Source organism: Phyllobacterium sp. 0TCS1.6A, assembly GCF_026420825.1.
In the GTDB taxonomy this organism is placed as follows: Bacteria; Pseudomonadota; Alphaproteobacteria; order Rhizobiales; family Rhizobiaceae; genus Phyllobacterium.
In genome coordinates, this window is the sequence record NZ_JAPMAB010000007.1 from 7,449 (window position 1) to 23,057 (window position 15,609).

Annotated in this window: 16 protein-coding genes and 1 tRNA gene; 3 read left to right on the top strand and 14 right to left on the bottom strand. The window is 61.1% G+C overall.

Annotated features, from left to right (window positions below; all coding sequences use genetic code 11):
* Positions 1-417: 417 nt before the first annotated feature.
* Together OSJ75_RS15195 and OSJ75_RS15200 are read right to left on the bottom strand one after the other, a co-directional pair.
* On the bottom strand, positions 418-783 hold the full coding sequence (locus tag OSJ75_RS15195; protein WP_250014574.1) for a DUF423 domain-containing protein: 366 nt from the start codon (positions 781-783) through the stop codon (positions 418-420).
* A 434-nt stretch (positions 784-1,217) separates the two neighbouring features.
* Positions 1,218-2,321: a pyridoxal phosphate-dependent aminotransferase gene (locus OSJ75_RS15200; protein ID WP_267228630.1), complete on the bottom strand. Its 1,104-nt coding sequence runs from the start codon at positions 2,319-2,321 to the stop codon at positions 1,218-1,220.
* A 250-nt stretch (positions 2,322-2,571) separates the two neighbouring features.
* Here OSJ75_RS15200 and OSJ75_RS15205 point away from each other — a divergent pair, with 250 nt between their 5' ends.
* On the top strand, positions 2,572-3,144 hold the full coding sequence (locus OSJ75_RS15205; RefSeq protein ID WP_267228631.1) for a DUF1236 domain-containing protein: 573 nt from the start codon (positions 2,572-2,574) through the stop codon (positions 3,142-3,144).
* Positions 3,145-3,160: 16 nt separating this feature from the next.
* Here OSJ75_RS15205 and OSJ75_RS15210 read toward each other — a convergent pair whose 3' ends face one another.
* From OSJ75_RS15210 to OSJ75_RS15225, 4 genes are all read right to left on the bottom strand, one after another.
* Positions 3,161-3,421, bottom strand: coding sequence for a hypothetical protein (locus OSJ75_RS15210; RefSeq protein ID WP_267228632.1), 261 nt, complete (start codon positions 3,419-3,421; stop codon positions 3,161-3,163).
* A 163-nt stretch (positions 3,422-3,584) separates the two neighbouring features.
* Entirely contained in the window at positions 3,585-3,710 is a 126-nt protein-coding gene (locus tag OSJ75_RS15215) for a hypothetical protein (protein ID WP_256473425.1), read from the bottom strand.
* Positions 3,711-3,951: 241 nt separating this feature from the next.
* Positions 3,952-7,167, bottom strand: a complete 3,216-nt coding sequence (locus OSJ75_RS15220; RefSeq protein WP_250014569.1) for an efflux RND transporter permease subunit — start codon at positions 7,165-7,167, stop codon at positions 3,952-3,954.
* Between the two features lie 112 nt (positions 7,168-7,279).
* On the bottom strand, positions 7,280-8,503 hold the full coding sequence (locus OSJ75_RS15225) for an efflux RND transporter periplasmic adaptor subunit (protein ID WP_267228633.1): 1,224 nt from the start codon (positions 8,501-8,503) through the stop codon (positions 7,280-7,282).
* A 178-nt stretch (positions 8,504-8,681) separates the two neighbouring features.
* On the opposite strand from OSJ75_RS15225, the gene OSJ75_RS15230 reads away from it, so the two are divergent.
* On the top strand, positions 8,682-9,269 hold the full coding sequence (locus OSJ75_RS15230) for a TetR/AcrR family transcriptional regulator (protein WP_250014564.1): 588 nt from the start codon (positions 8,682-8,684) through the stop codon (positions 9,267-9,269).
* Positions 9,270-9,802: 533 nt separating this feature from the next.
* Here the strand turns inward: OSJ75_RS15230 and OSJ75_RS15235 are convergent.
* The 3 genes from OSJ75_RS15235 to OSJ75_RS15245 all read right to left on the bottom strand — a co-directional run bounded on the left by OSJ75_RS15235 (position 9,803) and on the right by OSJ75_RS15245 (position 11,201).
* A complete protein-coding gene (locus tag OSJ75_RS15235) occupies positions 9,803-9,964 on the bottom strand; it encodes a hypothetical protein (protein WP_267228634.1) in 162 nt (53 codons plus the stop codon).
* A 175-nt stretch (positions 9,965-10,139) separates the two neighbouring features.
* On the bottom strand, positions 10,140-10,505 hold the full coding sequence (locus OSJ75_RS15240) for a hypothetical protein (protein ID WP_267228635.1): 366 nt from the start codon (positions 10,503-10,505) through the stop codon (positions 10,140-10,142).
* An 84-nt stretch (positions 10,506-10,589) separates the two neighbouring features.
* Positions 10,590-11,201, bottom strand: a complete 612-nt coding sequence (locus OSJ75_RS15245) for a hypothetical protein (RefSeq protein WP_267228636.1) — start codon at positions 11,199-11,201, stop codon at positions 10,590-10,592.
* A gap of 429 nt (positions 11,202-11,630) precedes the next feature.
* Here OSJ75_RS15245 and OSJ75_RS15250 point away from each other — a divergent pair.
* A tRNA-Ser gene (locus OSJ75_RS15250) sits at positions 11,631-11,721 on the top strand.
* A gap of 225 nt (positions 11,722-11,946) precedes the next feature.
* Here the strand turns inward: OSJ75_RS15250 and OSJ75_RS15255 are convergent.
* The 5 genes from OSJ75_RS15255 to OSJ75_RS15275 all read right to left on the bottom strand — a co-directional run bounded on the left by OSJ75_RS15255 (position 11,947) and on the right by OSJ75_RS15275 (position 15,363).
* A complete protein-coding gene (locus OSJ75_RS15255; protein ID WP_267228637.1) occupies positions 11,947-12,342 on the bottom strand; it encodes a type II toxin-antitoxin system death-on-curing family toxin in 396 nt (131 codons plus the stop codon).
* On the bottom strand, positions 12,332-12,502 hold the full coding sequence (locus OSJ75_RS15260) for a hypothetical protein (RefSeq protein WP_250014554.1): 171 nt from the start codon (positions 12,500-12,502) through the stop codon (positions 12,332-12,334). Before OSJ75_RS15260 ends, OSJ75_RS15255 begins: the two co-directional genes overlap by 11 nt.
* 181 nt (positions 12,503-12,683) lie before the next feature.
* Complete coding sequence (locus tag OSJ75_RS15265) at positions 12,684-13,616, bottom strand: tyrosine-type recombinase/integrase (RefSeq protein WP_267228638.1); 933 nt, start codon at positions 13,614-13,616, stop codon at positions 12,684-12,686.
* A gap of 330 nt (positions 13,617-13,946) precedes the next feature.
* Positions 13,947-14,972, bottom strand: a complete 1,026-nt coding sequence (locus OSJ75_RS15270; protein ID WP_250014550.1) for a porin — start codon at positions 14,970-14,972, stop codon at positions 13,947-13,949.
* 61 nt (positions 14,973-15,033) lie between these two features.
* On the bottom strand, positions 15,034-15,363 hold the full coding sequence (locus OSJ75_RS15275) for a DMT family transporter (RefSeq protein WP_250014547.1): 330 nt from the start codon (positions 15,361-15,363) through the stop codon (positions 15,034-15,036).
* Between the last annotated feature and the right edge of the window lie 246 nt (positions 15,364-15,609).

Genomic DNA, 15,609 nt, shown 5'->3' on the forward strand with positions numbered 1-15,609 from the left:
AAGCGCGTGCTTCGACGGGCTCAGCATGAGGGTAAATTGTTGTTTGCAGGAAAGCAGGGAGCCAGAGATGGAAACCTCACAAAGCTATCACCGTGCCATTGTCTACCCCCTCATGCCGGGCATCTACCCCCTCATGCCGGGCATCCACCCCCCTCATGCCGAGCCTCCACCCCTCATGCCGAGCCTCCACCCCTCATGCCGGGCCTCCAACCCCTCATGCCGAGCCTCCAACCTCCCTCATGCTGACTCAACCTCCCTCATGCCCAGCTTCCAACCTCCCTCATGCTGAGCCTGTCGAAGCACGCGGGGCAGTGGTGCAATCGCCTTTTGTCGACCTCGGGGTGGCAACAATATCATGCGACCCCTTGATCATGCGACCCCTTGGACAATGGGAGGTTGGCACCAGTTGGAGAGAGATCAGGAACCCCGTTGGAAATCGAGGGCGCGGAAGGCGGTGGCGGCGATGCCGAGCCAGCCGATGATCAGCAGCGAACCACCGAGCGGCGCCGCAAAGGCAAACGCCCTCGCGCCGGTGAGATCGCGGGAGAACAGGTCGCCGACGAACAGCAACAGGCCGAGCGCCAGGATCAGACCGCCGAGCAGCGCGGCGCGGTTGATCCGCGCCAGCGGCGAAAGAGCCAGGAACACCGGCGCATGGATCAGCAGCATCGGGGCGATCGTGGCGATGTGGCCGCTGGGCGAATGCGCCGCCGCCGCATAGGAGGCAATGCCGCCGGCCCCGATCAACCCGCCAATAGCGACAAATCCACGATGAATATTCATTTTTCCTCCTTAGCGCGGGTTATAGGCGCAAACTGCCACGCATGCGGCCAATCCAAGTTCGAGCTGTCCGCCAGCGCTGTCTTTAACCACGCTGCATTCCACGGTGCAGCCTTCAACCGCGCTGCCTTCAACCGCGCTGCCTTCAACCGCGCCGCATTCAACATGGTTGCAATCGAGGGGTGAACATCCACGGTTTTCTCCTTTGCCCCGTCAGCCGGATCGAGTGGCGCGTCAGTCGCCGGCTTCCTGACCCCCAATCACCATCTCGACTTGTCCCGCCATGCTTTCTGCCAGACCCGTCATTGGCGAGGACGCTGCAAATGCCCCGCCAGCCGGATCAAGCCAGCCGATGCGGCCCACCGCTCCGGGCTCAACGATTTCGGCGTACCGACCCCCGCCATTTCACCAACCCGCCATCTCACCAACCCGTCATTTCACCCCGCCGCCCGCCGCAGCGCATCGGGCAGTTCCTCGGCGAAAAGGTCGAGTTCGGCGGCGGGTCCGACGCTGACGCGAATGCAGCGGTCGAGCACCGGCGCCGCCGGCTTGCGCACGAATATGTCGCGCTCCGCCAGCGCATTGAGCACGGCGAGCGCAAAGGCGCCATCGCGGCGGCAATCGATGGTCACGAAATTGGTCGCCGAGGCAATCGGGCCGAGGCCATTGGCGGCGGCGATGGCGCTGATCCGGTCGCGGCCCTCGGCAATGCGGTCGCAGACGTCGCGGAGATAGTCCTGGTCCTCCAGCGCGGCGAGGGCGGCAATCTGCGTCAGCCTGTTCATGCCGAAATGGTTGCGCACCTTGTCGAAGGCGGCGATCTGTTCTTTGGCGCCGATCGCATAGCCGCAGCGCATGCCCGCCAGGCCATAGGCCTTGGAAAAGGTGCGCATGCGCAGCACATTGGGCCGCGATATGTCGAGCGCCGGCCGCGCCGTATCCGGCGCCGTCTCGGTATAGGCCTCGTCGAGGATCAGCATGGTGGTTGCGGGCAGCGCCTCGATGAAGGCCTGCACGTCGCTGGCCTCCCACCATGTGCCCATCGGATTGTCCGGATTGGAAAAATAGACCAGCGGCGCATTTTCGCGCTTCACCGCCTGCAGGAGCGCGCCAAGATCCTCGCGGTCGCGGCGGTAGGGGACGGTGACGAGCCGCCCGCCGAAACCGGCGACATGGAAATTGAAGGTCGGGTAGGCGCCGAGCGAGGTCACCACGGTCGTCCCGGCCGTGACATATTGGCGGACGGCAAGGCCGAGCAGCGCGTCCACGCCTTCGCCGACGACGATATTGGCCGCGTCCACGCCGTGCTTGCGGGCGAGGGCATGCTTGAGCTCGAAATTCTCCGGATCGGCATATTTCCAGGCATTGCCCGCATCGTCGCAAATCGCCGCGATCACCGATGGCGCCGGTCCGAAGCCGTTTTCATTGGCGCCGAGCCGCGCACGGAAAGCGCTGCCGCGTCGTCGCTCCAGTGCCTCCGGTCCGACGAAGGGAACGGTGGAGGGCAGGCTGTCGATAAGGGGGGTAAGCTTCGGTTCCATGGCTGCAACGGATAGCAGTTTTTATGCGGCGGGAAAGCAAAACTTGTGCGCCCCGTCATCAGGTCGCAGGTGATTTTTTTCCTGTCGCCGGCTTCTCCCATCGGGCTTGCCCAATTGGAATGCCGGGGGCGGATGCGGGAGCGGAATGTTACGGGCCGTTTCATCAAGTGTGATGGCCGCGGGCGGAACCAATGATCCGCTGGCCGGTTGTTTCAGCCATTGGGACGCAAACTCGAAAGAGAGGCTGAAAATGAAAAAGGCTCTTATGTTAACGGCGGCGGCGCTTATCGCCACGTCCGGTCTTGCCCCGGCTGGTCTTGCCCCGTCTGGTCTGGCCATGGCGCAGGACACCGTGCTCGTCGAGGTGCCCCAATCGGCCCGCGACTATGTGATCGAAAATCCGGCCGATCCGGTGGTGATCGAGGACGATATCAGCCAGGGCTATGTCGTGCCCGACACGGTGACCCTGCGGCCTATCCCCGAAAGCCCGGGCTATGGCTATATCTATGTCGACGGGCGCCCGGTGATCGTATCGATGGAAAACCGCCAGGTGGTCTATTATACCGAAGGCCCGAATGCCGGCCCCGAAATCCCCGCCTCAGAAATCCCGGCATCAGAAATTCCGGCTGAAGTGGTGACCTATATCGAGAGACACCCGACGGACCCCATCGTCTATGAGGGCGAATTGACCACCGGAACGGTGATCCCGGCCGATGTGCCGCTGGTCAGGGTGCCGGACGAGCCGGGCTATTCCTACGTCTATGTGGATGACCGGCCGGCGCTGGTGGAGAACGATTCGCGCCGCGTCGTCTGGGTGCGCTAAGTTCGGGCTTCCCGGCTTACCACCAGAGGGGGCGATAGCCACCATAGAGCAGCATGGGCTGGTTTCTATACTGCATCTGTTCGAACCTGGACCGTCGCTCGGCGCGGCGGTCCAGTTCCAGCTGCAGCAGGCAGGTGGAATAGGCATCGGTCTTGCGCTTGAAGCCATAGGACAGGCAGGTGCGGCTATCGATCGCCCGCTGTTCCTCAGGCGTGATCGTCGTACAGCCTGCCAGGAATGCCGATGATATCAGGATCGCGGCCGCCAGTGCTCTCATGCCCTAACTCCATTGCGCGACATCTGGAATGTCCTGCGCATAATTTATGCCTGGGCAATGTTATGATCCATCGGAAAAGTCGCTGCAACCTACCGGAGGTTGTTTTAGAGTGGAAACGCTCGCGCGACAGAAGCGCCCCGCCATGCGGCAGGGGCGGGCCATCTCAGTACCAGTTCGGTACGGTCAAAAGCAGCGCGGCGACAATCTGTGTTCCGAGCAGGAAGCTCACAAGCGGAACGAACCCATCGCTGATCTTGCGGTTGTCATTGGCAGCAGCAAAGCTTGGCATCTGCATCTCCCGATTTGACGACCCCCTGCATAGCGCCGGTGGTCATGATCGTTAGGCCGATATTCGGCTTGGTCACATGAATGTAACACGGTGCAATGTTTTGTCACCCAAAAAATGCACCCACGGAAAAATAACTGGAAGCTGTGGGATAGATGCGGGCGGTGCGTCGAAATCACCGCTGTATTCAGTGGTTTAGGCGAGGGCAGCGCGGCTGGCACCAGCCGCCGCGCTGCCCGGATTGTTATTCCGCCGGGGCGGGGCTCGGCGCGATAACGCCGGAATTGTGGCCGGTTTCGCCATCGAAATGGCTGCCATGATGCTTCAGCGCGCGGTTGCCGGTGAGCGAGCGGACGAGCACATAGAACACCGGCGTCATGAACAGGCCGAACAGCGTCACCCCGATCATGCCGGAGAAAACCGCGACGCCCATGGCGCTGCGCATCTCGGCGCCGGCACCCGTGGACGTGACGAGCGGCACCACGCCCATGATGAAGGCGAGCGACGTCATCAGGATCGGCCGCAGGCGCAGCCGGCTGGCCTCGACCACGGCCTTGAACGGCGTTGCTCCCGCAAATTCGAGCTCGCGCGCGAATTCGACGATCAGGATCGCATTCTTCGCCGACAGGCCGACAAGGACGATGAGGCCGATCTGCGTGAAGACATTATTGTCGCCCGCAGTCAGCCAGACGCCGAACAGCGCGGCCAGCAAGGCGAGGGGGACGATCATGACGATCGACAGCGGCAGCGACAGGCTTTCATATTGCGCCGCGAGCACGAGGAAGACCAGCAGGATCGACAGCGGGAAGATCCAGTAGGCGGAATTGCCCGCGATGATCTCCTGATAGGTCAGTTCCGTCCATTCGAAGCCTATGCCGGCGGGGAGGGTCTCCGCCGCGATCTTTTCGACCGCCGCCCGCGCCTGGCCGGAAGAGAAGCCGGGCGCCGCATTGCCGTTCACATCGGCGGAAAGGAAGCCATTATAGCGCTGCGCGCGTTCCGGTCCCGCCGTGGATGAGACGTTGAGCAGCGCCGAAAGCGGGATCATCTCGCCCGAGCCGGAGCGGACCTTCAGGTCGCCTATGTCTTCGGCCTTGGCGCGGAAATTGGATTCCGCCTGCATGCGCACCGAGTAGGTGCGGCCGAACTTGTTGAAATCATTGACATAGACCGAGCCGAGATAGATCTGCAGCGTGTTGAATATCTCCGGCAGGGAAACATTCAGCTGGCGCGCCTTGGCACGATCGACATCGGCATAGAGCTGCGGGACATTGATCTGGTAGCTGGTGAACAGTCCCGTCAGTTCCGGCGCCTCTGCCGCCTTGGCGAGGAACGCCTTGGTGGCCGCATCGAGCGCCTCATAGCCGAGGCCGTTGCGATCCTCGATCTGCAGCTTGAAGCCGCCGATCGAACCGAGACCCTGCACCGGGGGCGGCGGGAATACGGCGCTGAAGGATTCCTGGATGCCGCCCAATTGCTGGTTGAGCGCCATGGCAATGGCGCCGGCGCTCAGTTCCGGCGTCGTGCGTTCCTCGAATGGCTTGAGCGAGACGAAGACCACGCCGGCATTGGAGCTGTTGGTGAAGCCGGCGATGGAAAGGCCGGGGAAGGCGATGGTGCTTTCGACGCCGGGAATGGCCAGCGCCATGTCGCCGATGCGGCGCACCACGGCTTCCGTGCGGTCGAGCGTGGCGCCATCGGGCAATTGGGTGAAGCCGACCAGATATTGCTTGTCCTGCGGCGGCACGAAGCCGCCGGGCACGGCGCGGAACAGCAGCGCCGTCGTCGCGATGAGCACGAGATAGACGCCCATCATCACCGTCTTGCGCGAGATGACGCCGCGCACGCCGCGGCTATAGCCATTGGCGCCGCGCGTGAACATGGTGTTGAAACCGCGGAACAGCCAGCCGAGCCAGCGATCCATGAAGCGCGTCAGCACATCCTTCGGCTGGTCATGGCCCTTCAGCAGCAGCGCGGCCAGGGCCGGGGAGAGCGTCAGCGAATTGAACGCCGAGATGACCGTCGAGATGGCGATCGTCAGCGCGAATTGCCGGTAGAACTGGCCGGTCAGGCCGCTGATGAAGGCGAGAGGAACGAACACGGCCACCAGCACGAGCGCGATGGCGATGATCGGGCCGGAAACTTCCCTCATGGCCTGGATGGTCGCCTGTCTCGGCGCCAGGCCGTTCTCGATGTTGCGCTCGACATTCTCGACGACCACGATCGCGTCGTCGACCACGATGCCGATGGCGAGAACGAGGCCGAAAAGGCTCAGCGCGTTCACCGAGAAGCCGAAAAGATGCATCACGGCGAAGGTGCCGACGATGGATACGGGCACGGCGATGAGCGGGATGATCGAGGCGCGCCATGTCTGCAGGAACAGGATGACCACCAGCACCACCAGCACCACCGCTTCGAGCAGCGTGTGGACGACGGCCTCGATGGAGGCGCGCACGAACTGGGTCGTGTCGTAGACGATGCGATAATCCACGCCCTCGGGCATGGTCAGCTTGACCTCTTCCATGACCTTGCGGACCTGGTCGGCGATCTGGATCGCATTGGAACCCGGCGCCTGGAACACCGGAACGGCCACCGCCGACTTGTTGTCCAGCAGCGAACGCAGCGAATATTGCGCCGAGCCGAGCTCGATGCGGGCAATGTCGCGCAGATGCGTGATGGCGCCATTGGCCGCCGTCTTGACGATGATCTGCCCGAATTCCTCCTCCGTCTGGAGGCGGCCCTGGGCATTGACCGACAATTGCAGGTTCACGCTGTTTTCATTAGGCGAGGCGCCGATGGTGCCGGCCGCAGCCTGCACGTTCTGCGCGCGAATCTCGTTCAGCACATCCGTGGCCGAAAGGCCGAGCTCGGCGGTCTTCTGCGGATCGAGCCAGACGCGCATGGAATAATCGCCCGAGCCGAACAATTGCACGTCGCCGACGCCATCGATGCGGGCCAGCCGGTCCTTGACGTTGATCAGCGCGTAATTGCGCAGGTAGGTGACGTCGTAGCGGTCATTGGGCGAGATCAGGTTGACGACGAGCATCAGGTCCGGCGAACTCTTGACCGTGGTGATGCCGAGCGCGCGCACCTCTTCCGGCAGGCGGGGCTCGGCCTGGGACACGCGGTTCTGCACCAGCTGCTGCGCCTTGTCCGGGTCGGTGCCGAGGGCGAAGGTGACGGTAAGCGTCAGCTGGCCGTCGGACGTCGCCTGGCTGCCCATGTAGAGCATGCCTTCGACGCCGTTGATCGCCTCTTCCATCGGCGTCGCCACCGTTTCGGCGATGACTTTCGGATTGGCGCCTGGATATTGAGCGCGCACCACCACCGAAGGCGGCACGACGTCGGGATATTCGGAAACCGGCATCGCCGTCAGCGCTATCAAGCCGCCGAGGAAGATGACGAAGGAGAGAACGCCGGCGAAGACCGGGCGGTCGATGAAGAAATTGGAGATGTTCATAGCAATTTACCTGCCTATGAGCACATGCGCCCCATCTTCCTGATGCAGGCGAAATGCGCGGGATTTTGAAAAGCAAGCGCCGCAGCTTCATCCGAAGCTGCGGCGCAATCGCTTATTGTTTCAGCTTCGCCTGGTCGGCCTGGGCCTGCATCTGCGTGCCGTCACCGCCCATGGCTACCATTTCCGGTTGCACCAGCGCGCCGGGGCGGATGCGCTGCAGGCCGTTGACGACGACCTTTTCGTCGGCGCTCAGCCCGGCCGTGACGATGCGCAGGCCTTTTGCCTGGCCGCCAAGGCTGATTTCGCGGTATTCGGCGACGTTTTCGGGATTGACCACCAGCACGAACTTCTTGTTCTGGTCGGTGCCGACGGCCTTTTCGTCCACCAGCAATTCCTCGCGCTCGGTCGCCTGGCCCATGCGGACCTTGGCGAACTGGCCCGGGATCAGCCGTCCATCCGGATTGTCGAACACCGCGCGCACCTGCACCGTGCCGCTGGCCGCGCCAACGCTGTTATTGATCAATTGCAGCGTGCCGGTAATGTCCTTCTGGGTGTGAACATCCATGCGCACCGGGATGCGGCCGACGAAATCCCGGCTGTTGAGACCTTCCGGCAGTTCGGCCAGCGCCGATGCCACGACATCCTCGTCGGCCTCGAAGCTTGCATAGATCGGGCTGATCGACACCAGCGTGGTGAGGACCGGCGAGGTGGGCCCGGCGGAGATCAGATTGCCCTGCGTCACCTCGATGCGGCCGACGCGGCCGGTGATCGGCGCGCGGATATCCGTATATTCGAGGTTGAGCATCGCAGTCTTCAGCACCGCCTTGGCCGCTTCGAGATCGGCGAGGGCGCCGGCCTGCACATTCAACCGCTGATCGTAATCGCTTTGCGAGACGGTGCGGGAATCGATGAGCCGCTTGCCGCGTTCCAGTTCGTTGCGGGCGAGGGAGAGGCGCGATTCGGCAGAGCTTACCTGCGCCTTTGCCCGGGCGACTTCCGCCTCATAGGGCGCAGGGTCGATCTTTACCAGGAGATCGTCCTTCTGCACGATCGAGCCTTCCTTGAAATGGATGGACTGGACGGCGCCCGCCACCCGCGAGCGCAGCTCCACCTGGTCCACCGCCTCGAGACGGCCGGAGAATTCGCTCCAGCGCGTTATGCGCTGCGGCTGGACGACAGCAACCGAAACGGGCGTCGCCTGCGGCTGCGCGGATTGCTGCTGCTCGCCTTCGGCCCGGCTCTGGCTCAGGTCGAGATATTGGGTGCCGGCGGCAAGGCCAAGCGCCAAAACGAGACCGCCTATGGCAAGATTTCTTTTTGAAGTGCTGATTGACATCGTGGTCATCCTGCTTGAATTTCAGCCATTGGGAGGATGGCGTGGTTGAATTCGATGCGCGAATTCGATCATTGACGATCCATACCGATCGGTATAGAACGGCGATATAAGGCTGCGAGACGGCAGCTGTCAATGGATTTTATACCGAGCGGTATAAATATTTAGGGAGTGTTGTCCAATGGGACGGCCAAGGGAATTTGATGCGGACGATGCTCTGCAGACTGCCCTGGAACTGTTCTGGCGTAAGGGTTACGAAGGAACGTCCATCACGGATCTGACCGATAGCATGGGCATCACCAAGCCCAGCCTTTACGGAACTTTCGGCAACAAGGAAGAGCTCTTCCGCATGGCGCTGGAGCGCTACGAACAGAATTACATGGCCTTTTTCTGGAAGGCATTGGAACTGCCGGATGCGCGCAGCGTCGCGCGGGCCGTGCTTTACGGCTTTGCCGATGCGCAGACCTGCGAGTACAATCCGAGCGGCTGCCTCGGCGTGAACGCCGCCATGGCCTGCAGCGATGCGGCCGAGGCGATCCAGAAGACGATCATCGAAAAGCGGCAGATGGGGCAGAAGGCGCTGGCGCGGCGCTTCGAACGTTCCAAGCGCGAAGGCGATCTTCCCGCCGACTGCAATGCCGAGGACCTCGCGCGCTATCTGCTGACCGTGTCGCAGGGCACCGCCGTCCAGGCCGCCAGCGGTTCGAATCGCGAGGAGATCCACCGCCTGGTCGATATCGCCATGCGCGCCTGGCCGGGCTCGAACTAGTGTGGTGGAATTGAAATACGCCTGACTGTGGTTGCTAGTGACCCTATCGAATCTGAAGTTCACTACATTATTGCAGCAGCGTCGGATGAACTTCAGGTTCGGTCACTAACCCCGGTCGGGATTTTGCGTGCTGATGGTGTTGCAGGGGCGGGGATGCCGTTGCAATCCTCCCGGTTCATTCAACCCGAGCCTGCAAGTGCCCACGCGGGCTTCCTCATGGTGAGCTAGAAACCTCGCAGAACGACCTCCCTGCAAAACTCTATTTCCCCTCATCCTGAGCTTGTCGAAGGGCGCAGCAACGTTTGTGCAATCCCTTTCTGGAGCGCTGTATCAAAATCGTGCGTGCTTCGTGCTTCGACAAGCTCAGCATGAGGGGGGTGGAGGCCCAACATGAGGGGGGGCAGCATGAGGGAGGTGGCAGAGGGGGTATTCATTGCATGCAGGCGGTTTCATGAACCCCCGCCAGTGCCACGGAATCACTGCCCTGCCACCAACGCGCAATGCTGGTGGCAGGATTCAGAACATAGCGGTGGCTATTGGGCGAGGTCGGCGCGCTTTTCCGCGTTGACCTTTGCCGGAGCGTCGAAAGCGGGCTTCTTCTCGGTTTCAGGCTTGCTGTGCAGAGCCTGGCGCAGCATTTGCCATTCTCTTTCGTGACGGAGGTAAACATCCTGCGGAACGGTAGGTGTCGTCATTCTGCAATCTCCATTGAGCTTTGTGGCCCCTATAATCCCGGAGATAGGACGGTGGTTCCGCAACGGCAATTCAAGATTTGCAAACATCCGACACACTGCGCATAGTTGCGAAATACAGCCTCCATGCGCACGAAAATTACAAGAATCGCTGCCGATTGCTGGCGCAACGATAGGCTCAGGCCGGCCGCCGTCTCAACCGCTCATTGCCGATTCGCAATTTTTCCGCTTGCTTGAGCAGCGTATCGCGACAGGTAGCCGCATCGAGATCGTTCGGCTTGTGGCTTGAGGCGATCAATTCGCGCAGCCAGCCGCGCACCGTGCCATCGGCCTGTTCCGGCGAGCTGCCGAGATGCCTCAGCACCGTCTCGCTGCTCTCGATGGCGGAAAAATGCGGCTCGCGGCCAAGCGCCTCCTGGCATCGGTAGGAGGTGGTGACGAGGCTGCGCGCGTCATCGGTCAATCCGCCGCTCGCACCGGTGGTGGTGCATGCAGCGATGAACAATGCAGGCAAACCTGCCGCAACCAGCCTGGTCAGATCCATGGCGCCCCCTTGGCCACAACCTAGCGGGCCGGCCCGGGCCTGTCGAGCGCTATGTGCCAGATGGACCCGGCCCCGAGGCACCGCTCAGAAGCGGTAGCGAATGCCGATCGTATTGGCGTTCGATGTTTCGCCCATGTCGCCGAAGGTGCCGCCGCCGCCGGAGCGGTGATGCAGCTGCCAGGTCAGTTCCAGATTGGGCGCGCCGCGCCAGCGGACCGACAGTTCGGGCCCGAGGAAGCCGATGAAGGAGGCGTCGCCGTCATAGCGCGCCTCGCGTTCCTTCTCGATTTCCGTCTCGCCGGTGACCGCGCTGAGACCGGCGGTGAAGGCCGGCGAGATCACGATGTCGCCGATGACGAGGCCCTGATGCTTGAGCCGCACGCCGCCCCAGATTTCGCCCGATGTATCGTCATCCTCGCCGAAGCGGATGGCGACGCCGGCGACGCCGCCAAGCAGGAAGCCGGCGCCGAGATCGAAGACATCGCGGCCATAGGTGACGCCGATAATGTAGTTGGACGTGTAGTCGGCACCGAAGATGCTCAATGCGCCGCCGGCCGTATCGGTGGTGAAGGGCCCGCCAAAGAGCGTCACATCATTGCGCGTCGGCTTTTGCCCCGGCGCAAGGAATGGATCGGTGGTGGCAAAATAGATGAATGGCTTCCGTTCGGTGCTGGCTGCGGCTTTGTCTGCTGCCATGCTCGTGCTGATTGAGGAGCAGACAAGCGCTGCTCCGAGCGACGCTCCCAAGGCAATAGAGCGACACTGCTTCATGCTGGCCTCCATGGTCCAAGATCACTGCGATTCGCACCTATGTTACAAATTCGGAGCCGATTGGGAATCCCATCCATTGGTTAGGTGCGAGAACGGCCATGGCGACGATCGTCAGGCGAAAAGCGCTTTTCGGCCAGAGGTTTGAACTCGGTTTTTCCCGTGAAATCACCGCCATCATATTGTGATTATTTCGCCACATTCATTCGCTTTTCGTCTTTTGGTTGCCGCAATGCAGCGTAAAATTGCAGGTCGATCCCGCACTTCGCCGAACCGGGCGAGGCTGGCGGCATTTTTTAGGCGGCACTGAAACAAAAACCTTGCCAAGGCGGGGTTTCATCTTTAGTCAGCGTCCTCGGAGAGGTGGCCGAGTGGTCGAAGGCGCTCCCCTGCTAAGGGAGTAGGGCTCAAAAGGCTCTCGAGGGTTCGAATCCCTTCTTCTCCGCCATTTTTCTTATGCAACCCGCTGACTTCGAAGCCTGTTTGTGCGACCTGGGTTTTCTTCCGGTCGCTTGGCGTGGCAGGCGGCGGTGCTGTCCTTCATGGGGCGGGCACACAAACCCCATTCATGTTCCCGGCCTTGCGCTTCGGTTTGGCGAACCGGAACCGGCCCGCCTGGAGGCCCGGATACGCACTGCCGCTTCGAATGCCTCCTATCGGGACATCGAGTGACCTATATCTCGAAGACGTGCTCTATGAATTGACTCTGGAACCACATCTGAGAGGCTTTTCTCTCGATCACCTTCTTGAAGCTCGTGGCAAGATCGACCGTATCGGGCCCATCATAGATGAAGCCATTCTCGTGCAGGAAGGCCAGTCCGGATGTGAACCCCGTCCTCTTGTTGCCCTGCTCGAAGGCGTGTGTCTCTGCTATGGCAAACATCAGGCTGACGCCTAATGTTACGACGCTATATACGCTCCGGTAATGAAAAAGATTTTGAGGACGCACCAACGCGCCCTCCAGCTTCGGCTTCGACAGGAGAGCGTGATTTTCTCCCGTATCCTCAACATGGGCCCGATTGATTTCTACAACCGCCTTGAGCGGCAGCCATCTTGGCTCACTTGGCAAGTTCAGCGATTACCTTGGGGAATCGCTTGATAACGTCCTTGGTGAAGGCCGTGTAATCGGTCTTGCTGGCCGTTGGGCGTGCGTCGAATCCGGTGTCGCTGTTCTGCGACTCGCGGGCATCTTTAGCCGTGTGAGTGAACGTATTTGTGTTGGAAACCATCACGCTCTCCCTTCATGCCAGATGTTTACGTGCGTGTGTCATACATATGTTGCGATATCCGCAACAAGTCAAGCAGACGGCGCTTTCCCGCCCAATCGCAACCGCTCGAACCAGTCGCCAGCTGCAATCGACATCACAATGTTCCATCACGATTATCGGGCCGGTTCTGCTGAGCCATACACTACGCCCGTTCCAATACTGCCACGCAGGCGTCGAGGTCGTTGGTGGCGAGGTGGGCGTAGCGCATGGTCATCGACAATGTCTGGTGGCCGAGCCAGATCTGGACGCGCCTGATGTCGATACCGCCGCGCACCAGCCGCGAGGCGCAGGTGTGGCGCAATATATGCGGCACGACCTGGTCGTCCGCGCCAAGACCGACTTGCTGCTTCGCCTCGTTCCATATGGCGCGGAAACGCACCTGGGCGAGCATGGCGTAAGGCCCTTTCAGCCGGCCATGGGGAATCTCGGTCGATTGCCGGGCGCGCAAGGTGAGGGGGACCGTGCGGCTGCGGCCGGATTTCGTCAGCCAGAATGTCGCGCGCGCCTGCTGCAGATCGTTCCAGGAAAGCCCGATCGCCTCGCCGAGGCGGCAGCCCGTATCGACGAGAAAGATGGCGAGCCGGTAACTGTCTTCGCAGCGCGACCTTATCGCCTCGAACAGCGCGAGTTCTTCATCCTGCTCGAGAAAGCGGATGCGGCCCTGACGCTCCTTCTGCCGTTGAAACTCCGGCAGGCCGTCAATATCGCCCATCTTCTGGGCTTTTCGAAGCAGCTTGCTCAAGGCCGCCATCTTCCTGTTGATCGTGGCATTGCTGTTGCCACGCTCGCGGAGCGTGCCCACCACATGGTCCAGCATCTCCTGCGTGAAATTGCTGAAGCGCCGGCCAATCAGGATCTCGCCCATCTCGCCGAGAAAGGAGCGCACATTCGTCTTGTGCGGGCCCTCATCCCAGAGGATGCTGATATAATTCGCCGCCAGATCATGCAGGCTGTGCTCCCGCCTGAGATGCAGCTTGCCCTGGCTCTGCGATGAATAGCGCAAATCATAGTCATACTGGACCGCAAAGGAGGGTTCGACCGCTCCGGCCGGATGGGAAATGGCTGAAATCAACATGCGGGCGACACCCTGGCATTAAAAACATCGATCGGTAAAATATGCGGAGAGTTGTACCCGCCTTCCCGAAAAACGCAATGCACCCAGCCATGCCACTTTAGAATGATAGACCTTCGTTCGATAAAACCATAACCGGTTCTATCGACCCTCCACGCCATCAATGTCGTTCCAGGCATTTCCAATCTCTCCTCGGTCCGCGACCGGTGCTGAAATCCTTTCTTCTCTTGAAATGAGTGCTGCGCTGCCAAGGCCGGCGCTGAAAAATAGCCAATATGAAACGATCGTGAAAAAGCCGACGCCGGTCACCCGGCGTCGGTATGCGAGTTGTGATTAGAAGTTGCGCTGGAAGCGGATAATGCCGCCGAACTGATCTTTGGTCTTCTTTTCGTCCTTGTAGTCGATTTCCGGCGTGATGACGAAGCCATGCACGAGTTCATAATCGACGTTCAAAGAAGCAGCGATGGTTTCAGCTTCCGTATAGGCGAGCTGGCCATTGATCGTTGCCTTGTCGGACACCTTGGCGGAGAGACCACCCCAGACAGCCCAGTCGCCGGACCATGCACCGTAATAGTTCTTGATCTTGGCCTTGGTGTAGGCATCAGACTGATAGCCAGCCATGATGAAACCGGTGATGCTGTCGCTGAAATTGGCATCCAGACGGAGCTTGCCGGCAAACTCTTCCACGACCGAGTCGTAGCCGACCACGCCGGAGATAGCGCCCCAGGCCTGCTTGAACTTCGCGCCCGCTACGACATGCGGCATGTAATCGGTGACCAGGTGATCCTTGTCGCCCTGTTCCAGGCCGATGACGGCGGAGAAGCCGTTGCCGCCGGCGAAGGTGTAGTTGACCTGGTTGGTCTTGTCGCCGTCATAGTCGATAAGGTCGTCGTTGATGACATTGCCGCCGCCGGTCCAGCTGCCGAATACCGAGTCGGTCACGCCGATGCGGAAGCCGCCAAGCTCGATGAATGCGTGCGGCAAGCCTACACTGTCAGCACCTTCGTCAACCGTGAATTCGGTCGCGATGTAGGAACGGAGCGTGCCGAGCTCTGTATCGGAGCGGGCATCGAAACGGACGACGCCGCGCGAGCGATGCTTGTAGCTATCGATTTCGGCATCGGTGTCGGTGTTGCGGCCCAGAAGATCGCCGCCTTTTACGTCGACGCGGACATAACCGTCGATCTTCAGGCAGGTCTCCGTGCCGGGGATGTAGAAGAAGCCGGCGCCGTAGGTGTCGCAAACGCGGACATATTCGACGGGCTCGGGTTCGGCGACGACAACTGCGTCTGCGGCGCGTGCGCCGGTTGCTGCAACGAGTACTGCAGCGGAGCCGAGAAGAAGGCTCTTGATGTTCATTTCTGACCTCCAGTCAAGATTCGGACTGGAGGCAGCGGAGAACGAGCCGTTTCAGCGGCGGTTAATGGCCGATCGTGCGGGAGAAGAGGTTGACGATCAGCACGCCCGCTATGATCAAAGCGAGGCCGATGACCGCCGCCAGATCGAGCGACTGCTTGAACCAGACGAGGCCGACGGCGGCGATGAGGACGATGCCGGCGCCTGACCAGATCGCATAGACGATGCCGACCGGCATGGTCTTGAGCGGGATCGACAGCAGGTAGAACGCCGCGCCATAGCCGGCGATGCAGATGAGCGACGGCCACAGCCGGGTGAAGCCATCGGCCTGCTTCAGCGCGGACGTGGCGATCACTTCGCAGACTATGGCAACAAGGAGGTAGAGATAAGTCATGTCAAATCACCATTGGGAGATTGGCCGGCGGCGAGGCGATTCGAAGGGAACAGCCGCGAAAACCGCCTCGAAATAGGCGATTCTCGGCGGCGCTGCCGTTCCGTTACCGGCATCGCAGGCGAAAATTTCGTTAAAATCCGGGTTACCTATATTAATGAGTGGTAAAGATATTCCACGGGAAGCGGCTATTTCGTGGCTTTTGTGCAACAGCACCTGGTCTACGAGCCGGGAGAGGATGCCCCGGCC